Annotated in this window: 19 protein-coding genes; 9 read left to right on the top strand and 10 right to left on the bottom strand. The window is 68.8% G+C overall.

Features of this window, described 5'->3' with window-relative positions; all coding sequences use genetic code 11:
• Positions 1 to 246 precede the first annotated feature (246 nt).
• The 3 genes from phbB to QWY84_RS05685 form a co-directional block, all read right to left on the bottom strand.
• Positions 247 to 993, bottom strand: coding sequence for an acetoacetyl-CoA reductase (gene phbB, locus QWY84_RS05695; RefSeq protein ID WP_290201477.1), 747 nt, complete (start codon positions 991 to 993; stop codon positions 247 to 249).
• 281 nt (positions 994 to 1,274) lie between these two features.
• The gene (gene phaR, locus QWY84_RS05690; RefSeq protein WP_290201476.1) at positions 1,275 to 1,823 is read right to left on the bottom strand and encodes a polyhydroxyalkanoate synthesis repressor PhaR; all 549 of its coding nucleotides are present in this window, start codon (positions 1,821 to 1,823) and stop codon (positions 1,275 to 1,277) included.
• A gap of 62 nt (positions 1,824 to 1,885) precedes the next feature.
• Positions 1,886 to 3,064, bottom strand: coding sequence for an acetyl-CoA C-acetyltransferase (locus tag QWY84_RS05685; protein ID WP_290201475.1), 1,179 nt, complete (start codon positions 3,062 to 3,064; stop codon positions 1,886 to 1,888).
• A 175-nt stretch (positions 3,065 to 3,239) separates the two neighbouring features.
• On the opposite strand from QWY84_RS05685, the gene QWY84_RS05680 reads away from it, so the two are divergent.
• Entirely contained in the window at positions 3,240 to 4,055 is an 816-nt protein-coding gene (locus QWY84_RS05680; RefSeq protein ID WP_290201474.1) for an HDOD domain-containing protein, read from the top strand.
• Here QWY84_RS05680 and pabB read toward each other — a convergent pair.
• Positions 4,052 to 5,434, bottom strand: a complete 1,383-nt coding sequence (pabB, locus tag QWY84_RS05675; RefSeq protein ID WP_290201473.1) for an aminodeoxychorismate synthase component I — start codon at positions 5,432 to 5,434, stop codon at positions 4,052 to 4,054. The two genes, QWY84_RS05680 and pabB, sit on opposite strands and share 4 nt — an antisense overlap.
• Before the next feature lie 149 nt (positions 5,435 to 5,583).
• Here pabB and QWY84_RS05670 point away from each other — a divergent pair, with 149 nt between their 5' ends.
• Positions 5,584 to 7,314, top strand: a complete 1,731-nt coding sequence (locus QWY84_RS05670; RefSeq protein WP_290201472.1) for an AMP-binding protein — start codon at positions 5,584 to 5,586, stop codon at positions 7,312 to 7,314.
• Between the two features lie 39 nt (positions 7,315 to 7,353).
• On the opposite strand, the gene QWY84_RS05665 is transcribed toward QWY84_RS05670, so the two are convergent.
• Positions 7,354 to 8,592, bottom strand: coding sequence for an HDOD domain-containing protein (locus QWY84_RS05665; protein WP_290201471.1), 1,239 nt, complete (start codon positions 8,590 to 8,592; stop codon positions 7,354 to 7,356).
• 112 nt (positions 8,593 to 8,704) lie between these two features.
• Between QWY84_RS05665 and QWY84_RS05660 the strand changes: the two genes are divergently transcribed.
• Positions 8,705 to 9,736 carry a patatin-like phospholipase family protein gene (locus QWY84_RS05660; RefSeq protein ID WP_290201470.1) on the top strand — a complete coding sequence of 344 codons (1,032 nt, stop codon included), beginning with the start codon at positions 8,705 to 8,707 and terminating at the stop codon, positions 9,734 to 9,736.
• A gap of 50 nt (positions 9,737 to 9,786) precedes the next feature.
• Here QWY84_RS05660 and QWY84_RS05655 read toward each other — a convergent pair whose 3' ends face one another.
• From QWY84_RS05655 to QWY84_RS05635, 5 genes are all read right to left on the bottom strand, one after another.
• Positions 9,787 to 11,004, bottom strand: coding sequence for a branched-chain amino acid ABC transporter permease (locus tag QWY84_RS05655; protein WP_290201469.1), 1,218 nt, complete (start codon positions 11,002 to 11,004; stop codon positions 9,787 to 9,789).
• 9 nt (positions 11,005 to 11,013) lie between these two features.
• Positions 11,014 to 12,156 carry a branched-chain amino acid ABC transporter permease gene (locus QWY84_RS05650; RefSeq protein ID WP_290201468.1) on the bottom strand — a complete coding sequence of 381 codons (1,143 nt, stop codon included), beginning with the start codon at positions 12,154 to 12,156 and terminating at the stop codon, positions 11,014 to 11,016.
• An 11-nt stretch (positions 12,157 to 12,167) separates the two neighbouring features.
• Positions 12,168 to 12,923 carry an ABC transporter ATP-binding protein gene (locus QWY84_RS05645; protein ID WP_290201467.1) on the bottom strand — a complete coding sequence of 252 codons (756 nt, stop codon included), beginning with the start codon at positions 12,921 to 12,923 and terminating at the stop codon, positions 12,168 to 12,170.
• 13 nt (positions 12,924 to 12,936) lie between these two features.
• The gene (locus QWY84_RS05640) at positions 12,937 to 13,716 is read right to left on the bottom strand and encodes an ABC transporter ATP-binding protein (protein WP_290201466.1); all 780 of its coding nucleotides are present in this window, start codon (positions 13,714 to 13,716) and stop codon (positions 12,937 to 12,939) included.
• Between the two features lie 104 nt (positions 13,717 to 13,820).
• Positions 13,821 to 15,035 carry a substrate-binding domain-containing protein gene (locus tag QWY84_RS05635; protein ID WP_290201465.1) on the bottom strand — a complete coding sequence of 405 codons (1,215 nt, stop codon included), beginning with the start codon at positions 15,033 to 15,035 and terminating at the stop codon, positions 13,821 to 13,823.
• A 369-nt stretch (positions 15,036 to 15,404) separates the two neighbouring features.
• Here QWY84_RS05635 and QWY84_RS05630 point away from each other — a divergent pair, with 369 nt between their 5' ends.
• From QWY84_RS05630 to QWY84_RS05605, 6 genes are read left to right on the top strand one after another with little or no spacing between them, the layout of a single operon-like run.
• A complete protein-coding gene (locus QWY84_RS05630; RefSeq protein WP_290201464.1) occupies positions 15,405 to 16,148 on the top strand; it encodes a YebC/PmpR family DNA-binding transcriptional regulator in 744 nt (247 codons plus the stop codon).
• A 9-nt stretch (positions 16,149 to 16,157) separates the two neighbouring features.
• Positions 16,158 to 16,664 (top strand): crossover junction endodeoxyribonuclease RuvC, encoded by a 507-nt coding sequence (gene ruvC, locus QWY84_RS05625; RefSeq protein WP_290201463.1) that lies wholly within the window; start codon positions 16,158 to 16,160, stop codon positions 16,662 to 16,664.
• Positions 16,661 to 17,263, top strand: coding sequence for a Holliday junction branch migration protein RuvA (ruvA, locus tag QWY84_RS05620; protein ID WP_290201462.1), 603 nt, complete (start codon positions 16,661 to 16,663; stop codon positions 17,261 to 17,263). Before ruvC ends, ruvA begins: the two co-directional genes overlap by 4 nt.
• A gap of 32 nt (positions 17,264 to 17,295) precedes the next feature.
• Complete coding sequence (gene ruvB, locus QWY84_RS05615) at positions 17,296 to 18,351, top strand: Holliday junction branch migration DNA helicase RuvB (protein ID WP_290201461.1); 1,056 nt, start codon at positions 17,296 to 17,298, stop codon at positions 18,349 to 18,351.
• 14 nt (positions 18,352 to 18,365) lie between these two features.
• The gene (locus tag QWY84_RS05610; protein WP_290201460.1) at positions 18,366 to 19,811 is read left to right on the top strand and encodes a HAMP domain-containing sensor histidine kinase; all 1,446 of its coding nucleotides are present in this window, start codon (positions 18,366 to 18,368) and stop codon (positions 19,809 to 19,811) included.
• Positions 19,808 to 20,383 (top strand): hypothetical protein, encoded by a 576-nt coding sequence (locus QWY84_RS05605; protein ID WP_290201459.1) that lies wholly within the window; start codon positions 19,808 to 19,810, stop codon positions 20,381 to 20,383. The genes QWY84_RS05610 and QWY84_RS05605 overlap by 4 nt, the downstream gene beginning before the upstream one ends.
• The last annotated feature ends 57 nt before the right edge of the window (positions 20,384 to 20,440 follow it).

Raw genomic sequence — 20,440 nt, 5'->3', positions numbered from 1 at the left:
GTAATCCAAGCTGGCTAAGCGCTCCGGTCTCCTGGCGAGACCTGACAACCACAAAACCCATTTGTTCCATAAGAAGAAGGGCGCATATTGCGGGGAGCGTCATCCGGGCGCTCCCTGAACTTTTCCTTCCTCATGTTGCTGTGCAACAGTCTATGCGAGACGAATCTGTCTGTCAACACTGTGACCGCATTTGTTTTTGAACTTACCTATCAGTAAGCAAAACCGCCCGGTCTACCCCGCGTCACATCAGAAGCTCGTGAACAACGCCCCGTTCACCGGGATATTGGCGCCGTTGATGTATTCCGACTCGTCGGCCACCAGGAACGCCACCACACGGGCGATCTCGTCCGGACGCCCCATGCGGCCCGCCGGCACCTGGGCGAGGATCTGCTCCTTGACCTCGTCCGCAATGGCCGCCGTCATCGAGGTGTCGATGTAGCCGGGCGAGACGGTATTCACCGTGATGCCCTTGCGCGCGCCCTCCTTGGCCAGGGCCATGCTGAAGCCGTGCAGGCCCGCCTTGGCGGCCGAATAATTGCTTTGGCCGAACTGGCCCGTCTGGCCGTTGACCGAGGAGATATTGACGATGCGGCCGAAACCGCGCTGCCGCATGCCCTCGATGAACTGGCGCGTGACGTTGAAGGCGCTGTTGAGATTGACGTTCACCACGGCGTCCCAGTCGTCCTTGCTCAGCTTGTGGATGAACGCGTCACGCGTGATTCCGGCCAGGTTCACCAGCACGTCCACCGGCCCGAACTCGGCCTCGACCCGCTCGGCCATGTTGGCGCAGGCATCGAAGCTGGAGACATCGCATTCGACCCAGCCGACGCTATACCCCTCCGCCTGCAGCGATTCCTGCCAGCCGGCGATATCCTCCTTCTGCGCATCCATGCAGGTGCTTACCACCTTGTAGCCGAGCGCCGCGAGATACCTGCAGACCTCGGTGCCGATGCCGCCATTGCCACCCGTAACCAGCGCAACTCGATTCGTCATGGGGCGTCTCCTGTATGTCCTCTTGCAACGCAATGCGGTTTGCTTGCCGGGCCGGTCGCAACGGCACACACGGCCGCGGAAACGCCGCCACCACGGCGGCGTTGTGCATTGCGTCATACCGTGGAATCGAGAATAGGGACAGGTGGATCACCTGTCAACTTTGAAGTTGACTACCTCGTCACATTTCCGGGCATACCGGCGACGCGGGTCCTTACCAACCTTTCAGGAAGTAAACGCGGTCCGGGGAAGGGCCGGAGCAGCCACCCCCGGGGCCGGCGGGGTCAGCTCCGGGACCCGGACGACTTCCTGCCGGTGCGCTGGGAAGAGGCATCGCCCTTGGCGTCCGATGAGCCGCCTTGTTCCGTCTTGCCGCCGTCCCGCCCCGGGTTGCCGTCGGCATCGAGACCGCTCATGCGGCGCCACACATCCAGATTCCGTTCCGCGATCTGGGTGAGCATGGTCATGGGATTGGCTTCCATGAAATCCCGCGTGTGCTCGCGCAGGGTGCGCTGCTGCTCGGCCCACATGTCCATGCTCTTCTCGAGATAGTCCGTCAGCAGGTTCTGCATGTTGCCCCCGTAGGAGCGGATGATCTGGGCCAGCAGCTCGCTACTGAAGATCGGCTCGCCGCCCTCCTCCTCCTCGCTGATGATCTGCAGCAGAATCGTGCGCGTGAGGTCGTCGCGGCTCTTGGCGTCCACGACCTGGAAGTCGACGCCATCGAGCACCAGCCGCTTGACATCGGCCAGGGTGATGTAGCTGCTGATCGCTGTATCGTACAGGCGCCGGTTGGGGTACTTCTTGATGATGCGAACGTCGTCGTTGCTCATGATCGGGATTACCCTTGCGCTCGGCTGCAGGGGCGGTCGCCCCCGCAGCCATGGCCAGTCAGTCAGCGGGAGACGGCGAGCGCCACCCCCTGACCGCCACCGATGCACAGGGTTGCCAGACCCTTTTTTGCATCGCGGCGTTTCATTTCGTGCAACAAGGTTACCAGCACTCGACACCCGGACGCACCGATGGGATGGCCCAGCGCAATGGCACCGCCGTTGACGTTCACGCGCTCCATGTCCCACTTGAGCTCGCGGCCGACGGCGAGTGCCTGGGCGGCGAATGCCTCGTTGGCCTCGATCAGGTCGAGATCCGGGATCTCCCAGCCCGCCCGCTGCAGGCACCGCTGCGTGGCGGGCACGGGCCCGGAGCCCATGATCGCCGGATCCACGCCGGCACTGGCGTAGGCGCTGATCCGCGCCAGCGGCTCCAGGCCCAGCTCCTCGGCCTTGCGCGCCGACATGACCACGACCACGGCGGCACCGTCGTTCAGCCCGGAGGCATTGCCCGCGGTCACCGTGCCCTCCTTGGCGAAGGCCGGACGCAGCTTGCCGAGCCCCTCGGCGGTGGTGCCGGCCTTGGGATGCTCGTCCTGGTCCACCACCACGGGATCACCCTTGCGCTGGGGTACCTGCACGGGGATGATCTCGTCGCGGAACCGCCCCGCCTCCATGGCCGCCACCGCACGCTGCTGCGACTGCGCCGCGAAGGCATCCTGCTCTTCACGCGAGATGCCGTATTTGTCGGCCAGATTCTCGGCCGTGGTGCCCATGTGGTACTGGTTGAAGGCATCCCACAGGCCGTCGCGGATCATGGTGTCGTCGAGCTTCCAGTCCCCCATGCGCTGCCCCGTACGGGAATTGGGCAGAGCGTGCGGCGCCTGGCTCATGCTCTCCTGCCCGCCTGCGACCATGATCTCGGCATCGCCCAGGGCAATCGCCTGGGCTGCCATGGACACGGCCTTGAGGCCGCTGCCGCAGACCTTGTTGATGGTCATCGCCGGAACGCGCTCGGGAATGCCGGCGTGGATCGCCGACTGGCGGGCCGGGTTCTGGCCGGCCGCCGCCGTGAGCACCTGCCCCAGGATGACCTCGTCGACCTGCTCCGGCGAGACGCCCGCACGCTCCAGCACGCCGCGGATGACCTGTGTTCCGAGCTGTACCGCCGTGAGGCTCCCGAGGGAACCGCCAAAGCCACCGACGGCGCTCCGCCCTGCCGCAACAATGACCGCCTCTTCCATACCTCACCTCCAGGATCTGTCGTTTCCGCCGGCGCCCCCGAGGGGCCGCCGGTGCGTGCGTGCCGGGGCCGAAGATTGCTGTGCCGTGACAGCGTCGTTATTCCGCCGGTCCCCTGGCAAGTATACTCGCAGCGCAGTCCCCTGACGCTCAACAAGCCACGGAGCCGGAATCGCGATGGACGAAGAGCGGAGCATCCTGGCCGGCAGTTCGCTGCCCTCGCTGCCCTACGTCAGCCACGAGATCCTGCTCGAGGTCAATGCCGAGGAGGCAGACCTGCGGGCCCTGACCCAGGCGCTGGGGCGAGATCCGGCCCTGGCGGCGCGGATCGTGTCCGCGGCCAACAGCGCGTTCTTCGCTGCCCAGGGCACGGTCCGGGGACTCGACGAGGCGGTCATGCGGCTGGGCCTGCACCGGCTGCGGACCCTGGCCACCTCGGTTCTGCTGCGCAACCGCTTCGATCCCGGCCACTGTCCGGGGTTCGATGCCGCGCATTACTGGCAGCACGCCATCGCCACCGCCAATGCCGGCGGCCGGCTCGCGGGCGCCGCCGGGCTGGACCCGGCTCCGGCGCAGCTCGGCGGGCTGCTGCACTCCATCGGGGTACTCCTGCTCGCGCACTGCTTCCCCGGCGAGATGGCCCGCGTGTTCGCGGAGCACCGGCGCAATCCGGAAGCATCCCTGGCCGCGATCATGCGCGCGCACCTGGACGTGGATCATCATGAGGCCGGTGCCATGCTGCTGCGGGAATGGGAGCTCCCCGTGGGCGTGTGTGCCCTGGTGGAGGGGCTCGGCAGCCGGCACGCCGCCACCGACCCCGGCCTGCTCGGCCTGTTGCGGGCCGCCGCGGACTGGGCGGCCGCCGGCTTCGCCGACGTGCCGCCGCGGCTCGCCGAACGCGGCCTCGGCGACAGGGCCCTGCAGTCCGTCGCCGCGGCCTGCCGCCGGGAGCACGAGGAGACGCTGGCGCTGGCACAACTCCTCGCCAGCTAGCACACCCCGCAATCACCGGCACGCTCGCCCTCGCTCGCCAGCCGCAGGAACGCCTCGGCCTTGTCCCGGGTTTCCTGGTACTCGGCTTCCTCGTCGGAGTCCATGACCAGCCCGCCGCCGGCGCGGTAGGTCATTTCGCCGGCGTTGCACACTACGGTCCGGATGGTAATGCTGGTGTCCATGGCGCCGTCGTAGCCGATATATCCGATCGCCCCGCAGTACGGGCCGCGACGGCTCGGTTCCAGCTCGGCGATGATTTCCATGGCCCGCTTCTTCGGGGCGCCGGTGATGGACCCCCCGGGGAAGCAGGCACGCAGCAGTGCCGGCGCGTCCACGCCCGGGCGCAGGCGCCCCTCCACCACGCTCACCAGGTGGTGCACGCTGGCGAAGCTCTCGACGCCGAACAACTGCGGCACGCGAACGCTGCCGGGCCGGCACACCTGGCCCAGGTCGTTGCGCAGCAGATCGACGATCATCACGTTCTCGGCGCGATCCTTGGCGCTGGCCGCCAGCTCCTCGGCCAGCCGGCGATCGCGGTCCGGGTCGCCATCCCGGGGGCGCGTCCCCTTGATGGGCCGCGCCTCCACGCGGTCGCCGGACAGCGCCAGGAACCGCTCCGGGGACAGGCTCAGGACGTACCTGTCACCGGGCAGCGCAAGCCAGGCCCCGTGGGGCGCCGGGGTCCAGCGGCGCAGCCGGCAGTACGCATCCCAGGGGTCGCCGGTGTACCGGCACCGGAACACGCGGGCAAGGTTCACCTGGTAGCAGTCGCCGTCGCGGAGATACCGGCGCACGGCGCGGAACGCCCGCCCGTAGCCATCGCGTCCCGGCTCCTCGGCGAGCGGTCCGGCCCGGAACCGATCCGCCTCCGGCGGGGCGGCCGCCTGCAGGCGCTGCCACAGGATTCCGGCCGCCCCGGCGCCGCCCGGGCGCTCCGCCAGCACGGCCCGGCGCTCGTGATGGTCCAGGACGACGGCGCAGTCGTAGATGCCGACGCACAGTTCCGGGAAGTCATCCCCGGGCCTGGTGTCGCCGCGGCCCACCACCTCGGCGTGGCCCAGATCATAGCCGAAGCAGCCTAGCGCCCCGCCGCTGAACGGCAGCCCCGGGGCGGCCTCCCGGCGCGGCCCGAGCAGCGCCCGCAGCTGCTGCCAGGGATCCCCCGACACACGCCGCCAGCCGCTGTCATCGCCCACCCGGCAGACGCCGTCCTGGCAGTGGAGTACCGAGCGCGGCAGCGCCGTCATGACATCGAAGCGACCCTGGGCCGCAGGCGCGCCGCTGTCCAGCCAGGCAGCCCCCGGAAGATCGCGCAGGCGCGCGAACAGCGCGGCCGCATCGTCCGGGTACGGGATTGCGTGGAGCTTGCAGCGGCTCATCGGCGGGCCTCCGGGCAGGCGGAGCGGCGGTATTCCGCGGCCGGGTATTGCGACAGCAAAGAAAAATGTCTCATCCTGATTGTTATTGCGAATGGTTCCAGCGCCGCACGCCCTGCCCCGCCCGGATAACAGCATGGAGGATGAAGAAGATGAACGATACCACGCAAGACGCAGCCGCCGCCTACGACAGCCAGCCGTGGCTGGCATCCTACGGCGAGGGAGTGGCCACCGAGTTCCAGCCGTTGCCGGATCGCAACCTCGGGGACCTGGTCCGGCGGCTCGCCCGGGACTACAGCGACCGCACCGCGTTCGTCACCTGCCTGGACAGCGGCCTCCACGGCGCGCTGACCTTCGCCGAGACGGACCGCTACGCCGACGAGTTCGCCGCCTACCTGCGCTTCGAGCTCGGCCTGGAGCCCGGCGAGCGGGTGGCCGTGCAGCTGCCGAACTGCTCGGCCTACCCCGTGGCCGCCTTCGGCATCTTCAAGGCCGGGCTGGTGCTGGTCAACGTCAACCCGCTGTACACGCCGCGCGAGACCAATCATCAGCTCAGCGACAGCGGCGCCCGGGCGCTGGTGGTGTTCAACCTCTTCGGCGGCAACCTGCGCGACGCCATCGCCGGCACGGATGTAGAGAACGTCGTCATGGCCGGGCCCGCGGAGTTCTTCCCGACACTGCGGCGCCTGCTGGTCAACACGGTGATGAAGCTCAAGAAGATGGTCCCCGAGCCCACCGCCGAGACAACGCCCCTGCCGGACGCCCTGCAGGCGGGCCGCCCGCACGTCGGGCGGCTCGAGGACCCGGTGCCGCGCTCGCCCGACGATCTGGCGGCGCTGCAGTACACCGGCGGCACCACCGGGCCGGCCAAGGGCGCCATGCTGACCCACGCCAACCTGCTGGCGAACCTGGCGCAGACCCAGGCCGTGTCGGCACCGGTGATCGAGCCCGGCAGGGAGACGGTGCTGACCGCGCTGCCCCTCTACCATATCTTCGCGTTCACCAATAACCTGATGGGCTTCTACTACAACGGCTGCCGCAACGTCCTGTGCCCGTCGCCGCGGCCGCCGAGCAACCTGCGCAAGGCGTTCGAGAAGTTCGAGATCACGCAGTTCGCCGGCGTCAACGTGCTCTTCCACGCCCTGGCCAACGAGGACTGGTTCCGCAACAATCCGCCGCCGCTGCGTCAGACCGTCGCCGGGGGCACGGCGCTGCACGGCGCCGTGGCCGAGGAGTGGAAGAAGCTCGTCGGCGACATTCCCTGCGAGGGCTACGGCCTCTCGGAGACCAGCCCCGTGGTCACCGTCAACCAGCCCAGCGGCCGGATCAAGCTCGGCACCATCGGCCTGCCCGTGCCGGGCACTATCGTGCGCATCATCGACGAGGACTGGAATCCGGTGCCGCCGGGCGAGGTGGGCGAGCTGGCGGTCAAGGGGCCGCAGGTCTTCCAGGGCTACTGGAACAAGCCGGAGGAGACGGCGGCCGTGCTCCGGGACGGCTTCTTCCGCACCGGCGACATGGCGGTAATGGACGACGAGGGCTACTTCCGCATCGTCGACCGCAAGAAGGACATGATCGACGTCAGCGGCTTCAACGTCTATCCCAACGAGGTGGAAGAGGTGCTCAGCGAGCACCCGGACATCGACGAGGCGGCGGTGATCGGCATCCCCAACGAGGACACCGGCGGCGAGACGGTGCGCGCCTACGTGGTCACCCGCAACCGGGAGCTCACCGAGGCGGACGTCATCGAGTTCGCACGCAAGAACCTCACCGCCTACAAGGTCCCCAAGGAGGTGCGCTTCACCGACGATCTGCCGAAATCGGCGGTGGGCAAGATCCTGCGCAAGGACCTGCGCAGCCGGGTGCTCGGCGAGCAGGGATAATGTCCCGACTCCCCGGGGTGGCGGTGCGGCACCCCGGGCTCAGTGACCCAGCAGGACCTGCTGGACCTGGGCGATCTCCTCCCGGGCCTCGGCAAGCAGGGAGCCGCCGTCGCCCGGGCCCAGCTTCGCCATGCCCAGGCGCCGGTATGCCGCCGTCTCGGCGGGAGCAGGCACGTCGGCACCGGGCTCGTCGGCCAGCGCCTGGAGCTGCGCCAGCATCACCAGGTCGCCGTAGTCACCACTGTCCGCGTCCCGGTGCCACTCCTCCGCGGCCAGGGGTACGTTCACCATGTCGTCCGGGAAATTCCAGCGCCGCAGGATCATGGCGCCGACCTGGCCGCGATAGGCGGCGACCGTCTGCTGCAGGCGCGCCGGGTTGCTCACCAACTCCGGGTAGTGACCCGCATTCGTGAGCATCGGGATGACGCCGATGTCGTGGACCAGGCCGGCCAGCATGGCGCGCCCGGCATCGAAGCCGTGCAGGCGGCGGGCCATGACCTGGGAGATGGCGGCGATCAACGCGCTGTGCATCCACAGCTCGGTCATGCGCTGGTTGATCAGCGGCTGGTCGGAGCTGAACACCGACTTCAGGGTAACCGCCATGACCACCTCGCGGGTGGTCCGCAGGCCCAGGCGGGTAATGGCCGGCGCCAGGGAGTCCACCTGGGTCTGCCCCCCGTAGGCGGCGCTGTTGGCGGTCTGGATCAGCCGTGCGGCCAGGGGCGGGTCCGCCTGGATGATGCGGGCGACGTCCGCGGCGCCGGCCTCCTGCTCCTCGACGGCATGGCGCACCTTCAGCGCCATGTCCGGCATGCTCGGCACATCGAGGCGGTCTTCCATGAGGTCCTCGAACAGCCGGTAGAACAGCCCTTCGCCGGCGTCCCCGCTGTCCGCGTTCACCACGCCGACGTCGTACTCGGGCAGGCGCGTGGCGGCGAGCACCGCCTCCACCTCCTGTCGTGGCAGGCGGATCAGGCGCACCTCGGTACTGGCCAGGGCGTGATGGCGGTACGGCTCGTCGTCGGCCAGGGGCTCCGGGTACACGCCCGCATCCCCGGTTCCGGTGAGCGTCCGGCGGTTGCCGTCGTCGTCCACCAGCACCACGGCCCCGGACAGCACGTAGCGGGTCCAGCCATCATCACCGCCCTTGCGGAAGATGACGCTGCGCGCCGGGTGGTCCTCCAGCTCCACCACCTCGGCGAGCTGCCGGACGGCCTCCTGGGGCAGATCCCGGAACGGGATCAGCGTTTCGAGTACCTCTGTGCCGATGGCTGCCATGGTTGCATGCTATGGTTTCGGACGGGTTATTCCGGACGCTACCACAGGGAGGGCAAGCGCAAGTGCGACGCATCTCACAGCCCCGGCATCCACACCGAGCTCCCGCCGCCCGATGGGCTGGCTGAGCCGGCTGCGGGCGTCCTGGGGTCCCGGCCGGGGGGTTCGGCTCAACCTCGCGCTCCAGGGCGGGGGCAGCCACGGCGCCTTCACCTGGGGGGTGCTGGATCGCCTGCTGGAGGAGGGCCGGATCGGCTACGAGGGCCTCAGCGGAACCAGCGCCGGGGCGCTCAACGCGGCGGCGTTCGCCAGCGGCCTGCTCGCCGGCGGCCGGGACGAGGCCCGGGCCAGCCTGGAGCGCCTCTGGCGCACCGTCAGCGAGCAGGCGCTGGGCGGGCCGCTGCAGGCCACGCCGCTGGACTACCTGCTGCTCGGCTGGAACCGGGACTGGTCCCCCGGCTTCGTGCTGGTGAACAGCCTCAGCCGCATGGCCTCGCCGTACCAGCTCAACCCCGGCGGCTACAACCCGCTGGTCCGCATTCTCGAGGAAACCGTCGACTTCGAGCGATTGCGGCAGGACCGCCGCGTGCGGATGTTCGTCGCGGCGACCCGGGTGCGTACGGGCGAGGCGCGCATCTTTCGCAACGGCGAGCTCGACGCCCGCGCGGTGGCGGCCTCCGCCTGCCTGCCGCTGCTCTTCCAGGCGGTGGAAATCGACGGCGAGGCCTACTGGGACGGCGGCTATACGGCCAATCCCGCGCTCTGGCCCCTGTTCCTCGAGTGCCGGTCCCGTGATCTCCTGCTCGTCCAGCTCACGCCGCCGGAACGCCCCGAGCTGCCCACGCGGGTGGCGGATATCGTCGACCGCGCCAACGAGATCGCCTTCAATGCCAACCTGGTCCGCGAGCTGGAGCTGCTCGGCCTGCTCCGCGGCGGGCGGGCGGCGGTGTCGCCGGCACTGCCGTGGCGCCGCCACCGGCTCCACGCCATCGACACGGGGACGGTCACCGAGGGCATGGGCCGCAACAGCCGGATCAACCCGGACTGGCACTTCCTGTGCCATCTGCGCGACGAGGGGCGTGCCCGCGCGGACGCGTGGCTACAGGCGCACGGTGCCGCACTCGGGCGCCACAGCTCCATGGCGTGAGGCCCGGGTGTCCTTTACCCAACAACGCAACGAACCCGGGTTACGGGACCCTACGACTGCTCGCCGGCGGCTTCCGCGGCCCCGCCCTGCTCCTTGGTGCCGGCGGCGCCGGCATCGCGGCGGGCCGCCCAGGCGCGCAGCTGCCCGACGATGCCCGCAGGGAAGAAGTACACGCTGAGCACGAACAGCACGCCGAACCACAGCAGCCAGCGCTCCTCGCTGAACAGCGCGGCGGCCGGCTGCATCAGGGGGACTTCCGCTATCCACCCGGAGAGCACGCCCAGCAGGTCCTGCAGGTAGGTCTGCGCGACAAGAAACACGGTGGCGCCGATCACCGCCCCGTACAACGTGCCCATGCCGCCGATGACGCACATGAGCAGGACGAACACCGCCAGCTCGAAGTCCAGGGTCACCCCCGGGGTGATGTAGCGTGTCACCAGCGCGAACAGCACGCCGGCGACGGTGGCGAACGCCGAGGCCACCACGACCACGGCCGTACGGTAGAACACCGTGCGGTAGCCGAGCGCCTCGGCGCGGAACTCGTTCTCCCGGATCGCCATGAGCACCTTGCCGAAGGGCGAGTTCACCAGGCGCAGCATGAACAGGAACAGGCCCGTGGCCAGCACGAAGCTCACGTAGTACATCAGCAGCTGGCCGTTCATGCGCACGTCGAACAACGCCTCCCGGGTGACCTCGCCGACGGCCAGCGGATTCGTCACCACCCCCCAGAGCCAGTTCAGCAGCGCAAAGCCGGTGCCGCTATGCTCCATGCGGAACGCCGGCCCCAGCTCCCGGGGCACGGCCACGCGCATGCCGTCCTCGCCGCCGGTGATGTGGTAGAGCTGGTTGACCAGCACCATGAACGAAAAGGCGATGGCCAGCGTCACCAGCGCGAAGAAGATCGCCTTCACCCGCAGCGACAGCAGCCCCAGCAGCAGCGCGGTGATCACGGATACCGCCAGGCTCGCCCCGAGGCCGACGAAGATGGCGGTGAAACCGCTGCCCATGGTGTCCAGGGCAATGGCGACGCCGTAGGCGCCGAAACCGAAGAACATCAGGTGCGCGAACGACACCACGTGGGTATAGCCGAGCATCAGGTCGTAGGAGGCGACCACGATGATGAAGATGCAGATCATGCCCATGGTGCGGAAGGCCACGACCCCGTCGAACAGGAACGGCCCCAGTCCCAGGCCCACGAAAATGGCGACCAGTAGCGCCGTGAGAATGCGGCTGCGCGGGTAGTCGCCGGAAAGAATCCAGTCCATCATTGCCTTTCCTCAGTGCCGGAGAACGGGGATCAGCCCCTGGGGCCGCCACATGAGCACCGCCACCATGAGCCCCACCGTGGCCACGCCCGCGAGCCGCGGCTCCAGGTAGCCCACGTACAGGTTGATCAGGCCGACGAGAATCGCGCCGTAGAAGCAGCCGGTCACCGACCCCAGGCCGCCGAGAATGATCACGACGATGACCATGATCATCAGGTGCTCGCCCATGTGGGCATTGACGATCTGCTCGTACATGCCCCACATGGCCCCGCCCAGCCCCGCCAGCGCCGAGCCGGCGACGAATACGGCGAGAAACAGCATGCGGATCCGGTAGCCGTGGATCTCCACCATCTCGGTGTTCTCCACCCCGGCGCGGATGAGCACGCCGATCTTCGTGCGGTTGATGATGAGCTGCATGACCCCGTAGAGGATCAGGCCGACGACCACCGCCATGAGCCGGTAGATCTCGATGGCCGCACCGCCGATCAGGGGCACGCCCTCATTGATGATCACGGCGCCGCGCAGCAGCTCCGGCCGGGACACCGGGATGTCCGTCGACCCCCAGATGACCTGGATGAGCTGGACGAGGATGATCGAGCCGCCGATGGTCACCAGGATCTGCTTGAGGTGATTCCCGTACACGGGCCGGATCACCACCCGCTCGAAGAACACGCCCAGGGCACCGGTGACGACCATGGCGTACACGAAGGCGAGCAGCAGCAGGCCCGCGGTGAGGACCAGGCTGCCGCTGCCGCCCCAGCCCGATAGCGCCGCCACCACCGTGGCGCCGCAGAAGGCGCCGAACGAGATGAACCCGCCGTGGGCCAGGTTGAGCACGTTCATGAGCCCGAAGGTCAGCGTCATCCCCGAGGACATGATGAAGATGAGCAACCCCATGGCCATGCCGCTGACCGTAAGCGTGAACCAGGTCTGGATGTCCATGCGGAACAGCCGGACCAGGCGGGGTGCCTCCCCGGCCGCATCCTGCCAGGGCGCCGCGATGATGCCGTACGGCACCACCGCCAGCAGGAGGGTCACGCCCGCCAGCAGGCCCAGCAGGAAGAAATGCGGATAGCCCTCGCGGAAGGCGGACAGGCGCCGGCGCAGCCCGCGTCCCGCGGCAGGGTCCGTCGCCGTTGAAGTATCGGCCGTCATGTTCGCTCCCCTTACTGGTGGGCCCCGAGGCTGAGCCCCAGCAGCTGCTGCTGCAGTGCCTCGTCCTCGGCCAGGGCCGCCATCCGGCCCGTGTGCACGATGCGCCCGTCGTCCATCACCGCCACGGACTGCCCCAGGGCACGGGCAAAATTGAAGTTCTGCTCGACCAGCAAAATGGTGGCCTCGCGTTCCTTGAGCTCACGGAAGGCGTCGCGCAGATCGTTGATGATCGACGGCGCCAGCCCCTTGGTGGGCTCGTCCACGAGCAGCAGCTCCCGGGGCTCGATGATGGCGCGGGCAATGGCGAGCATCTGCTTCTGGCCGCCGGAGAGATTGCCGGCCGGCTTGTCCCAGAAGCGCTTCAGCGGCGGAAACAGCTGCTGCACCCAGTCCAGCCGTGCCGGATCCATGGGCCCGCTGGCGGCCGCCAGCTCCATGTTCTCGCGCACGGTCAGGAGCTGGAAGATGCCCATGTCCTCCGGAACGAAGGCGACGCCCCGGCGCGCCACCCGCGGCGTCGCCTCGCCGGTGATGTCCTCGCCGTTGAAGCGCACCTGCCCGCGGGAAACCTGCGTCAGCCCCATGATCGTCCGCAGCGTGGTGCTCTTGCCGGCGCCGTTGCGCCCCAGCAGCACCGTGAGCTCGCCGCGCGGCACCTGCAGGTCGACGCCGTGGAGGATGTGGTACTGCCCGATATTGGCGTGCAGTCCGGTGAGTTCGAGTAATGCGTCCGCCATGATGCCGGTCTCGCTGTCCGTTCGCGTCACGGCCCGGTCGCCCTCAGGCGCCCTCGGCCTCGTCCTGCGGGATGCCCAGGTACGCCTCCTGCACCACCGGCGAGGCGATGACCTCCGCCGGCTCGCCGTCGGCGACGAGCTCGCCGTTGTGGAGCACGACGATGCGATCCGACAGCGAGCGCACCACGTCCATCTTGTGCTCCACCAGCAGCACCACCTTGTCGCCGCGCTGCCGGATCTCGCCGATGAGGTCCAGGATCACCGGGACCTCGTCCACGCTCATGCCGGCAGTGGGCTCGTCGAACATGAACACCTCCGGCTCCAGCGCCAGCAGCAGGCCCACCTCCAGCTTGCGCTGGTCGCCGTGGGGCAGCCCGCTGACCACGTAGTCGGCGCGGTGCTCCAGGTGAACCTGCCGGAGATACTCCATGGCACGGTCGGTGACATCCTGCCGCCGGCTGTCCATGGTCCAGAAGTTGTAGCCGACCTTCTGCCGGGACGAGACCGCGAGCCGGCAGTTCTCCAGCACCGTCAGGTTCGGGAACAGGTTGGTCAGCTGGAACGCGCGCCCCAGCCCCCTGTCCGCACGCGCCGGCGCGGCCAGGCGCGTGATGTCCTCGCCCCGCAGCAGCACCTGCCCGCCGGTGGGCCGGAGCTGGCCGGAGAGCAGATTGAACCAGGTGGTCTTGCCGGCGCCGTTGGGGCCGACGATGGAGGTAAGCGTACCGGGGTAGAAGCCGCAGGATACGTCGTGCACGGCGATATGACCGCCGAAGCTGATGGTGAGATTGCGGCTCTCGAGTACGGGCTGAACCGTTGCCATGACGCCCCCTCGTCCAGGCTGGTGCCGGGCCGGGATCCATGCCGCACCCGGCGGCGGGGCCGTTCGGCCCCGCCGCGAGGGTCTTCCGGCACGGATCACCGGGCTCAGTTGCGGATCGGGATATCCAGCTCTTCCTTGGTGAGCTCGTCCACCAGCACGGGCACGCCCACGGTCTGCGTCTCGTCACCGGCGAACCAGTCGCTGCGCTCCTGGGCCTCGATGCGGAAGTGGTACATGGACTGCATGGCCTGGTGGTCCTCCGGGCGGATGCGCATGGGCCCCTTGGGCGTATCGAACTCGAGCCCCTCGAGCGCGGCGATGAGGTCCTCGGTATCCGTGGAGCCGTCGGTCTCGCGCAGGGCCTCGGTAATGGCGATGGCCTGGGCGAAGCCCTGGGCGGTGAAGAAGTCCGGCGCCGCATCGTAGCGGTCGTAGTGCTGCTCCACCAGCCAGTCGTTCATGTCGTTGTCCGGGGACTCGAAGTAGTAGAAGGTCGCCCCTTCCATGCCCTCGAACTCCGAGTAGCCGACCATGGCCGGCAGGATGTTGCCGCCGGTGCTCATGGTGATGCCGTAGCGCTCCGGCTCCAGGTCCTGGATGCGGCCGAAGGGATTCGTCTGCCCCGCCCAGATGCCGAAGATGTACTTGTCGGTGCAGTCGTCGCGGCCCCGGAGGGACTCGAACAGCCGCTGCGCGGCCGCCGTGAAGTCCGTGGCGTCGGTGGGCAGGTACTCCTCGTGCACCACGCGGCCGCCCTCGGCCTCCATGGCCTCCTTGTACGCCGCCACGCCGTCCCGGCCGAAGGCGTAGTCCTGGGCGATGGTGGCCACGCACACGCCCTCCTCGCCGATGGCCACGGCGTTGGATACGGCGTCCTGGGACGAGTTGCGCCCGATGCGGAAGATGTAGCGGTTCCACTGCTCGCCGGTGATGCCGTCGGCGACGCCCTCGGGGATCATGATCCGCTCCCACTCCTGGGCGATGGGCAGCATCGCCAGCGCCACCCCGGAGGAGATGGAGCCGACCACCATGTGCGCGTCGTCCTCGCCGTAGGCCTCCTGCGCCAGCGCGCGGGCACGCGAGGGGTCACCCTGGTCGTCCTTGCGGATGATCTCGATGGGCCGGCCGGCGACCTCCATGCTGCCGTCGGTGGCGTACTCGAAGCCCATCTCCATGCCGCGGGATGTCTGCTCGGCATACGCCTCGAGCGGCCCGGAGAACCCGGAAATGTGGGCAATTCGCACCGCCTCCTGGGCACCCGCGGCACCGGCGGTCAATACGGAGGCCGCCACTGCGGCCGTGGTGAGCAATCGGTTCATGGTCCTCTCCTCCCTGGCATACAGCTGGGTATCGCCTTATGTGAAGTGCTTCCAGTCCCCGCCTGTGCAGCCGGAAATGAGCACTGATTCAGTTATTTTCCACGCCGCCACCCTTGCTGCACCGGCATTTGCGGCTGCCCCTCGCGTCGACGACGGGCAAAACATGACGGCGACGTCACCTCAAGACTAGGCCCTCTCGGCCCCGGATGCAATACTTCGCGTCAGCGGCCGGGCGACCCCGGCCCGCCGCGGCGCGGACAATGGCAAGTTTTCTGCGGGGCACGACACTAGTAAGCTCCCGCACCAGGCAGGGGCCGCCTGCGCCGGTGCCGCAGGCGGCCCGGAACCGGCACGAATCGAGGGAGTGGCATGGCAGGTCACAGCAAGTGGGCCAACATCAAGCACAAGAAGAAGGCGCAGGACGCCAAGCGCGGCAAGATCTTCACCAAGATGATCCGGGAGATCACCGTCGCCGCCCGGCTCGGCGAGCCGGACCCGGACGCCAACCCGCGCCTGCGCCTGGCAGTGGACCGCGCGCTGGCGGTCAACATGCCCAAGGACAATATCGAGCGGGCCATCAAGCGCGCCGCCGGGCAGGACGAGAACGCCCACTACGAGGAGCCGCGGTTCGAGGGCTACGGCCCCGGCGGGGCCGCGGTGATGGTCGAGACCATGACCGACAACCGCAACCGCACCGTCTCCGAGATCCGGCACGCGTTCAACAAGCACGGCGGCAACCTGGGCACGGACGGCTCCGTGGCCTTTCTGTTCACCCACGCCGGGGTCATTACCTTCGCCCCGGGCACGGACGAGGACCGGGTCATGGAGCTGGCGCTGGAAGCCGGCGCCGAGGACATCGTCACCAACGAGGACGGCTCCATCGAGGTCCTCACGACGCCGGACACCTACATCGAGGTGCGCGACACGCTGGTCAGCGGCGGCCTGGAGCCGGACGATGCCGAGGTCACCATGCGCCCGTCCACGACGGTGAGCCTGGCGGGCGATGACGCGGTCCGCATGGTCAAGCTGCTGGAGCGGCTGGAGGATCTTGACGATGTGCAGCGCGTCTATCACAACGCGGAGATCGCCGAGGAGGCCTACGCCCAGGCGTAGGGCCGGCCCATGACGCGCGTACTCGGCATCGACCCCGGGTCCCGCGTGACCGGGTACGGCATCGTCGACGCCGAGGCCGGCCGCTACGCCTACGTGGACAGCGGCGTCATCCGCACCGGGGCGTCCGCGTTTCCGGAGCGCCTGCGGGTGATCTTCACCGACCTCGTGGCGCTGATCGAGCAGTACCGGCCGGCGCTCATGGCCGTGGAGCAGGTGTTCGTGCAGAAGAACGTCAGCGCTGCCCTGAAGCTGGGCCAGGCCCGGGGCGCGGCGCTGTGCGCGGGGACCACCCGCGGCCTGGAGGTGGCGGAGTATACGCCCCGGGCGGTCAAGCAGGCGCTGGTGGGCACCGGCTCGGCGGAGAAGGCCCAGGTCGCCCACATGGTGGGGCAGCTCCTGGGCATGGACCGGCGTCTCGCCGAGGACGCCGCCGACGCCCTGGCGGTGGCGCTGTGTCACGTCCACCAGACCCCCTTGCAGCAACGCATTCGGGACACCCGCGGGAGACGCGCATGATCGGACGCCTCATGGGCACGCTGGCGGCGAAGCAGGCCCCGGACCTGCTGGTGGATGTCCACGGCGTGGGCTACGAGGTCCAGGCGCCGCTGTCGACCTTCTACGAGCTGCCCGCGGTGGGCGAGCAGGTCACCCTGCACACGCATCTGGTGGTGCGCGAGGACGGGCACACCCTCTACGGCTTCGGCTCGGGCCGGGAGCGGGAGCTGTTCCGCGCCCTCATCCGGGTCAACGGTGTCGGCCCCAAGCTGGCGCTCACGCTGCTGTCCGGCATGCGGGTGGAGGATTTCATCCAGTGCCTGCAGCAGCAGGATGCCACGCCGCTGACCCGCATACCGGGGGTTGGCCGCAAGACCGCCGAGCGGCTGGTCATCGAGATGGAAGGCCGGGTCAAGGCCCTGGTCGGCGGCGTCGCGCCGGTCGCGGACAGCACCAGCGCGGCGCCGGCCGCCGACGGCGCCGTGGCCGAGGCGGTCAGCGCCCTGGTGGCGCTGGGCTACAAGCAGGCCGAGGCGGCGCGCCTGGTGGACAACGCCGGCGAGCCCGGGCTCGCCAGTGAAGAACTCATCCGCAGAGCCCTGCAAAAATCCGTAAGATAGGGAGCCTCGAGACTCCAGCTCAGGACGGCCTCATGATCGAACCCGACCGTGTCGTCACCGCCAACGCGTCACCGGAAGACGAAGCGCTGGACCGGGCCATCCGGCCGAAGCAGCTGGCCGACTACGTGGGCCAGCCGGTGGTACGCGAGCAGATGGAGATCTTCATCGAGGCGGCCCGCCGCCGCGGGGACGCCCTGGATCACCTGCTGATCTTCGGCCCGCCGGGCCTGGGCAAGACGACCCTGGCGCACATCATTGCCCACGAGATGGGCGTGAACCTGCGCCAGACGTCCGGTCCGGTGCTGGAGAAGGCCGGCGACCTGGCGGCGCTGCTCACCAACCTGGAACCCTACGACGTGCTGTTCGTCGACGAGGTCCACCGCCTGAGCGCCGTGGTGGAAGAGGTCCTCTACCCGGCCATGGAAGACCACAAGATCGACATCATGATCGGCGAGGGCCCCACCGCACGCTCCATCAAGCTGGACCTGCCGCCGTTCACCCTGGTGGGCGCGACCACCCGGGCGGGCCTGCTGACCGCGCCGCTGCGGGCGCGCTTCGGCATCACCCAGCGGCTGGAATACTACGGCGAGGACGACCTGGCCGGAATCGTGGCGCGCTCGGCCCACCTGCTGGCGCTGAGCATCGACGACGACGGCGCCCGGGAGATCGCGCGCCGGTCCCGGGGCACGCCCCGGATCGCCAACCGCCTTCTGCGGCGGGTGCGCGACTATGCCGAGGTGCGCGCCGACGGCCGGGTGACGGGGACCGTGGCGGACCAGGCCCTGCGCCTGCTCAACGTGGACCAGACCGGCTTCGACGACCAGGACCGGCGGCTGCTGCAGACCATCATCGAGAAGTTCGACGGCGGCCCGGTGGGCGTGGACAACCTGGCGGCGGCCATCGGCGAGGAACGCGGCACCATCGAGGAAGTGCTGGAGCCGTTTCTCATCCAGCAGGGCTACATGATGCGCACGCCCCGGGGCCGGATGGCCACCGCCAGCGCCTACCGCCATTTCGGCCTGGCCCCGCCGCCGGGCAGCGAGGCGCCCACCGGGGACCTGTTCTCCGGCAGTACCGACACCCCCTGACCGGGCGCACCGCCATGAGCCTGTACCAGCCGAAATCCACGCTGAAGCTGATCCTTTACGGGTTCGGGTTCGTCAGCCTGCCGCTGATCATCGCGCTGGGCTACGCCGGCCTGTACGTGGACCGGCTCGCCAACCAGAGCCAGCATGCCGTCTACCAGGCCGTGCAGGCGATCACCGCCAGCCGCCAGCTCAACGACCTGCTCACCACCATGGAGCGCAGCGGCCGCCAGTACCTGATCCTGGAGGAGGAAGAGCTGCTCGAGAACGTGCGCTCCACCCACGAGCAGTTCCAGGAGACCATCGAGCGGCTCCACCGGCTGCCCCTGGACAATGCCCACCGGGAGAACGTGGACGACCTGGCCGAGGCGGAGGCGGCGATCTTCGAGCGTATCACCGCCTCCGAGACCTCGGACGTGGACCAGCTCGCCCTGGCCCAGGAGTTCATGTCGCTGACGCAGATCAGCCAGGAAGTCCTCTCCGGGAGCAACCGCATGGTGGACCGCGAGGTCCGCACCATGCGGGATACCGCCGCCACGGCGCAGCAGCTGCTGTTCTGGCTGGCGCTGGCCCTGGGGCCGCTGACGATCATCTCCGTGGGCTTTTTCACCACGCTCATCGCGCGGCCCATCCGGCAGCTGGACCACATCATCCGGCGGCTCGGCGACGGCGATTTCCACAAGCCCATCCGGGTTCGCGGTCCGCAGGACCTGCAGTACGTCGGCGAACGCCTGGACTGGCTGCGCCAGCGCCTGCTGGAGCTGGAGGAGCAGAAGACGCGCTTCCTGCGGCACGTCTCCCACGAGCTCAAGACACCGCTGACGGCCATCCGCGAGGGCGGCGACCTGCTCGGGGACCCGTCCGTGGGAGAGCTCAACCGGGAGCAGCAGGAGATCGCCGAGATCATCACCGGCAACACGCAGCAGCTGCAGCGCCTGATCGATGACCTGCTGAACTTCAGCACCGCCCGGGATACGGCGGAGAGCCTGGAGCTCGGCCGCACCCGCCTTGCCCCCCTGATCGAAGAGGTCGCACGCAACCACAAACCTGCCATGCTGTCGAAAGACCTCCATCTGCAGACCGAGCTGCAGGATCTGCATCTGCGGGCGGATGCGGAGAAGCTGCGCACGATTGTGGACAACCTGCTGTCGAATGCCGTGAAATTCTCCCCTACAGGTGGGCGCATCCACGTCTCTCTTGCGCGGGAAGGGGGGCAGGTGGCGCTGACCGTCACCGACGACGGGCCCGGCATCCCGCTGGAGGAGCACGAGGCCGTGTTCGATGCCTTCTTCCAGGGCCGGACCCGTGCGGAGGGCTACGTCAAGGGCTCCGGCCTGGGCCTGTCCATCGCCCGGGAGTACGCCGAGGCCCACGGCGGACGGATCCGGCTGCAGCCCGGCGAGACCAGCGGCACGACGATCCGGGTCGAAATCCCCCTGGACGCACAGCGAGTCGATCCATGAGCAACACAACCGGATGGGTGCGCGACAAGCGGAAGACCGGAGCGCGGCACAGGCTGGCGTGGCTTCTGCTGCCGCTGCTTCTCGGCGGCTGCCAGGCCATGACGGAGCACTGGTGTGAAACGGCGGACTACTGCCACCTGTCGCCGGAAGGCGACGAGCAGCCCGCGACCGACGGCCTTCTGGACTATGCCCTGATGGTCGACGCCATGGACGAGCTCACCCTGGAGGCCGAGCGCGGCCGCCTGGAGGAGGCCGTCTCCGCCCCGGTATGCACCAATGACCATGTGCGCCTGGCCCTTGTGACACGGGCCTCCGAGGGCGAACAGTCGCTCTCCGACGAGGCCCTGGCGGGACTGGCCGCATGCACGGACCACACCGGCGATACCCCGGTGCGCGCAGCGTTGGCATCCATCCTGCATGACGCACACCTGCAGCGGGCGTCCAGCCGCACACGCATCGCGGAACTGGAACAACAGCTCGGGGAGCAGCGTACAAGGAATCAGAATCTCGAAGAGCAGCTCGAGGCGCTGAAGTCCATTGAACGCAGCATTATTGAACGGGACCAGGACTAGCCGGCCGCGTCCGCCGGGCGACCGCAGCGGCGCACGGAAACGGTCCTGGCTCCCGGG

Origin of the sequence: Aquisalimonas lutea (assembly GCF_030409225.1) — a bacterium.
GTDB classification, from domain to species: Bacteria; Pseudomonadota; Gammaproteobacteria; order Nitrococcales; family Aquisalimonadaceae; genus Aquisalimonas; species Aquisalimonas lutea.
Note: the sequence above shows the minus strand (reverse complement) of the source record. Positions and strands in the feature narration are given on the sequence as shown.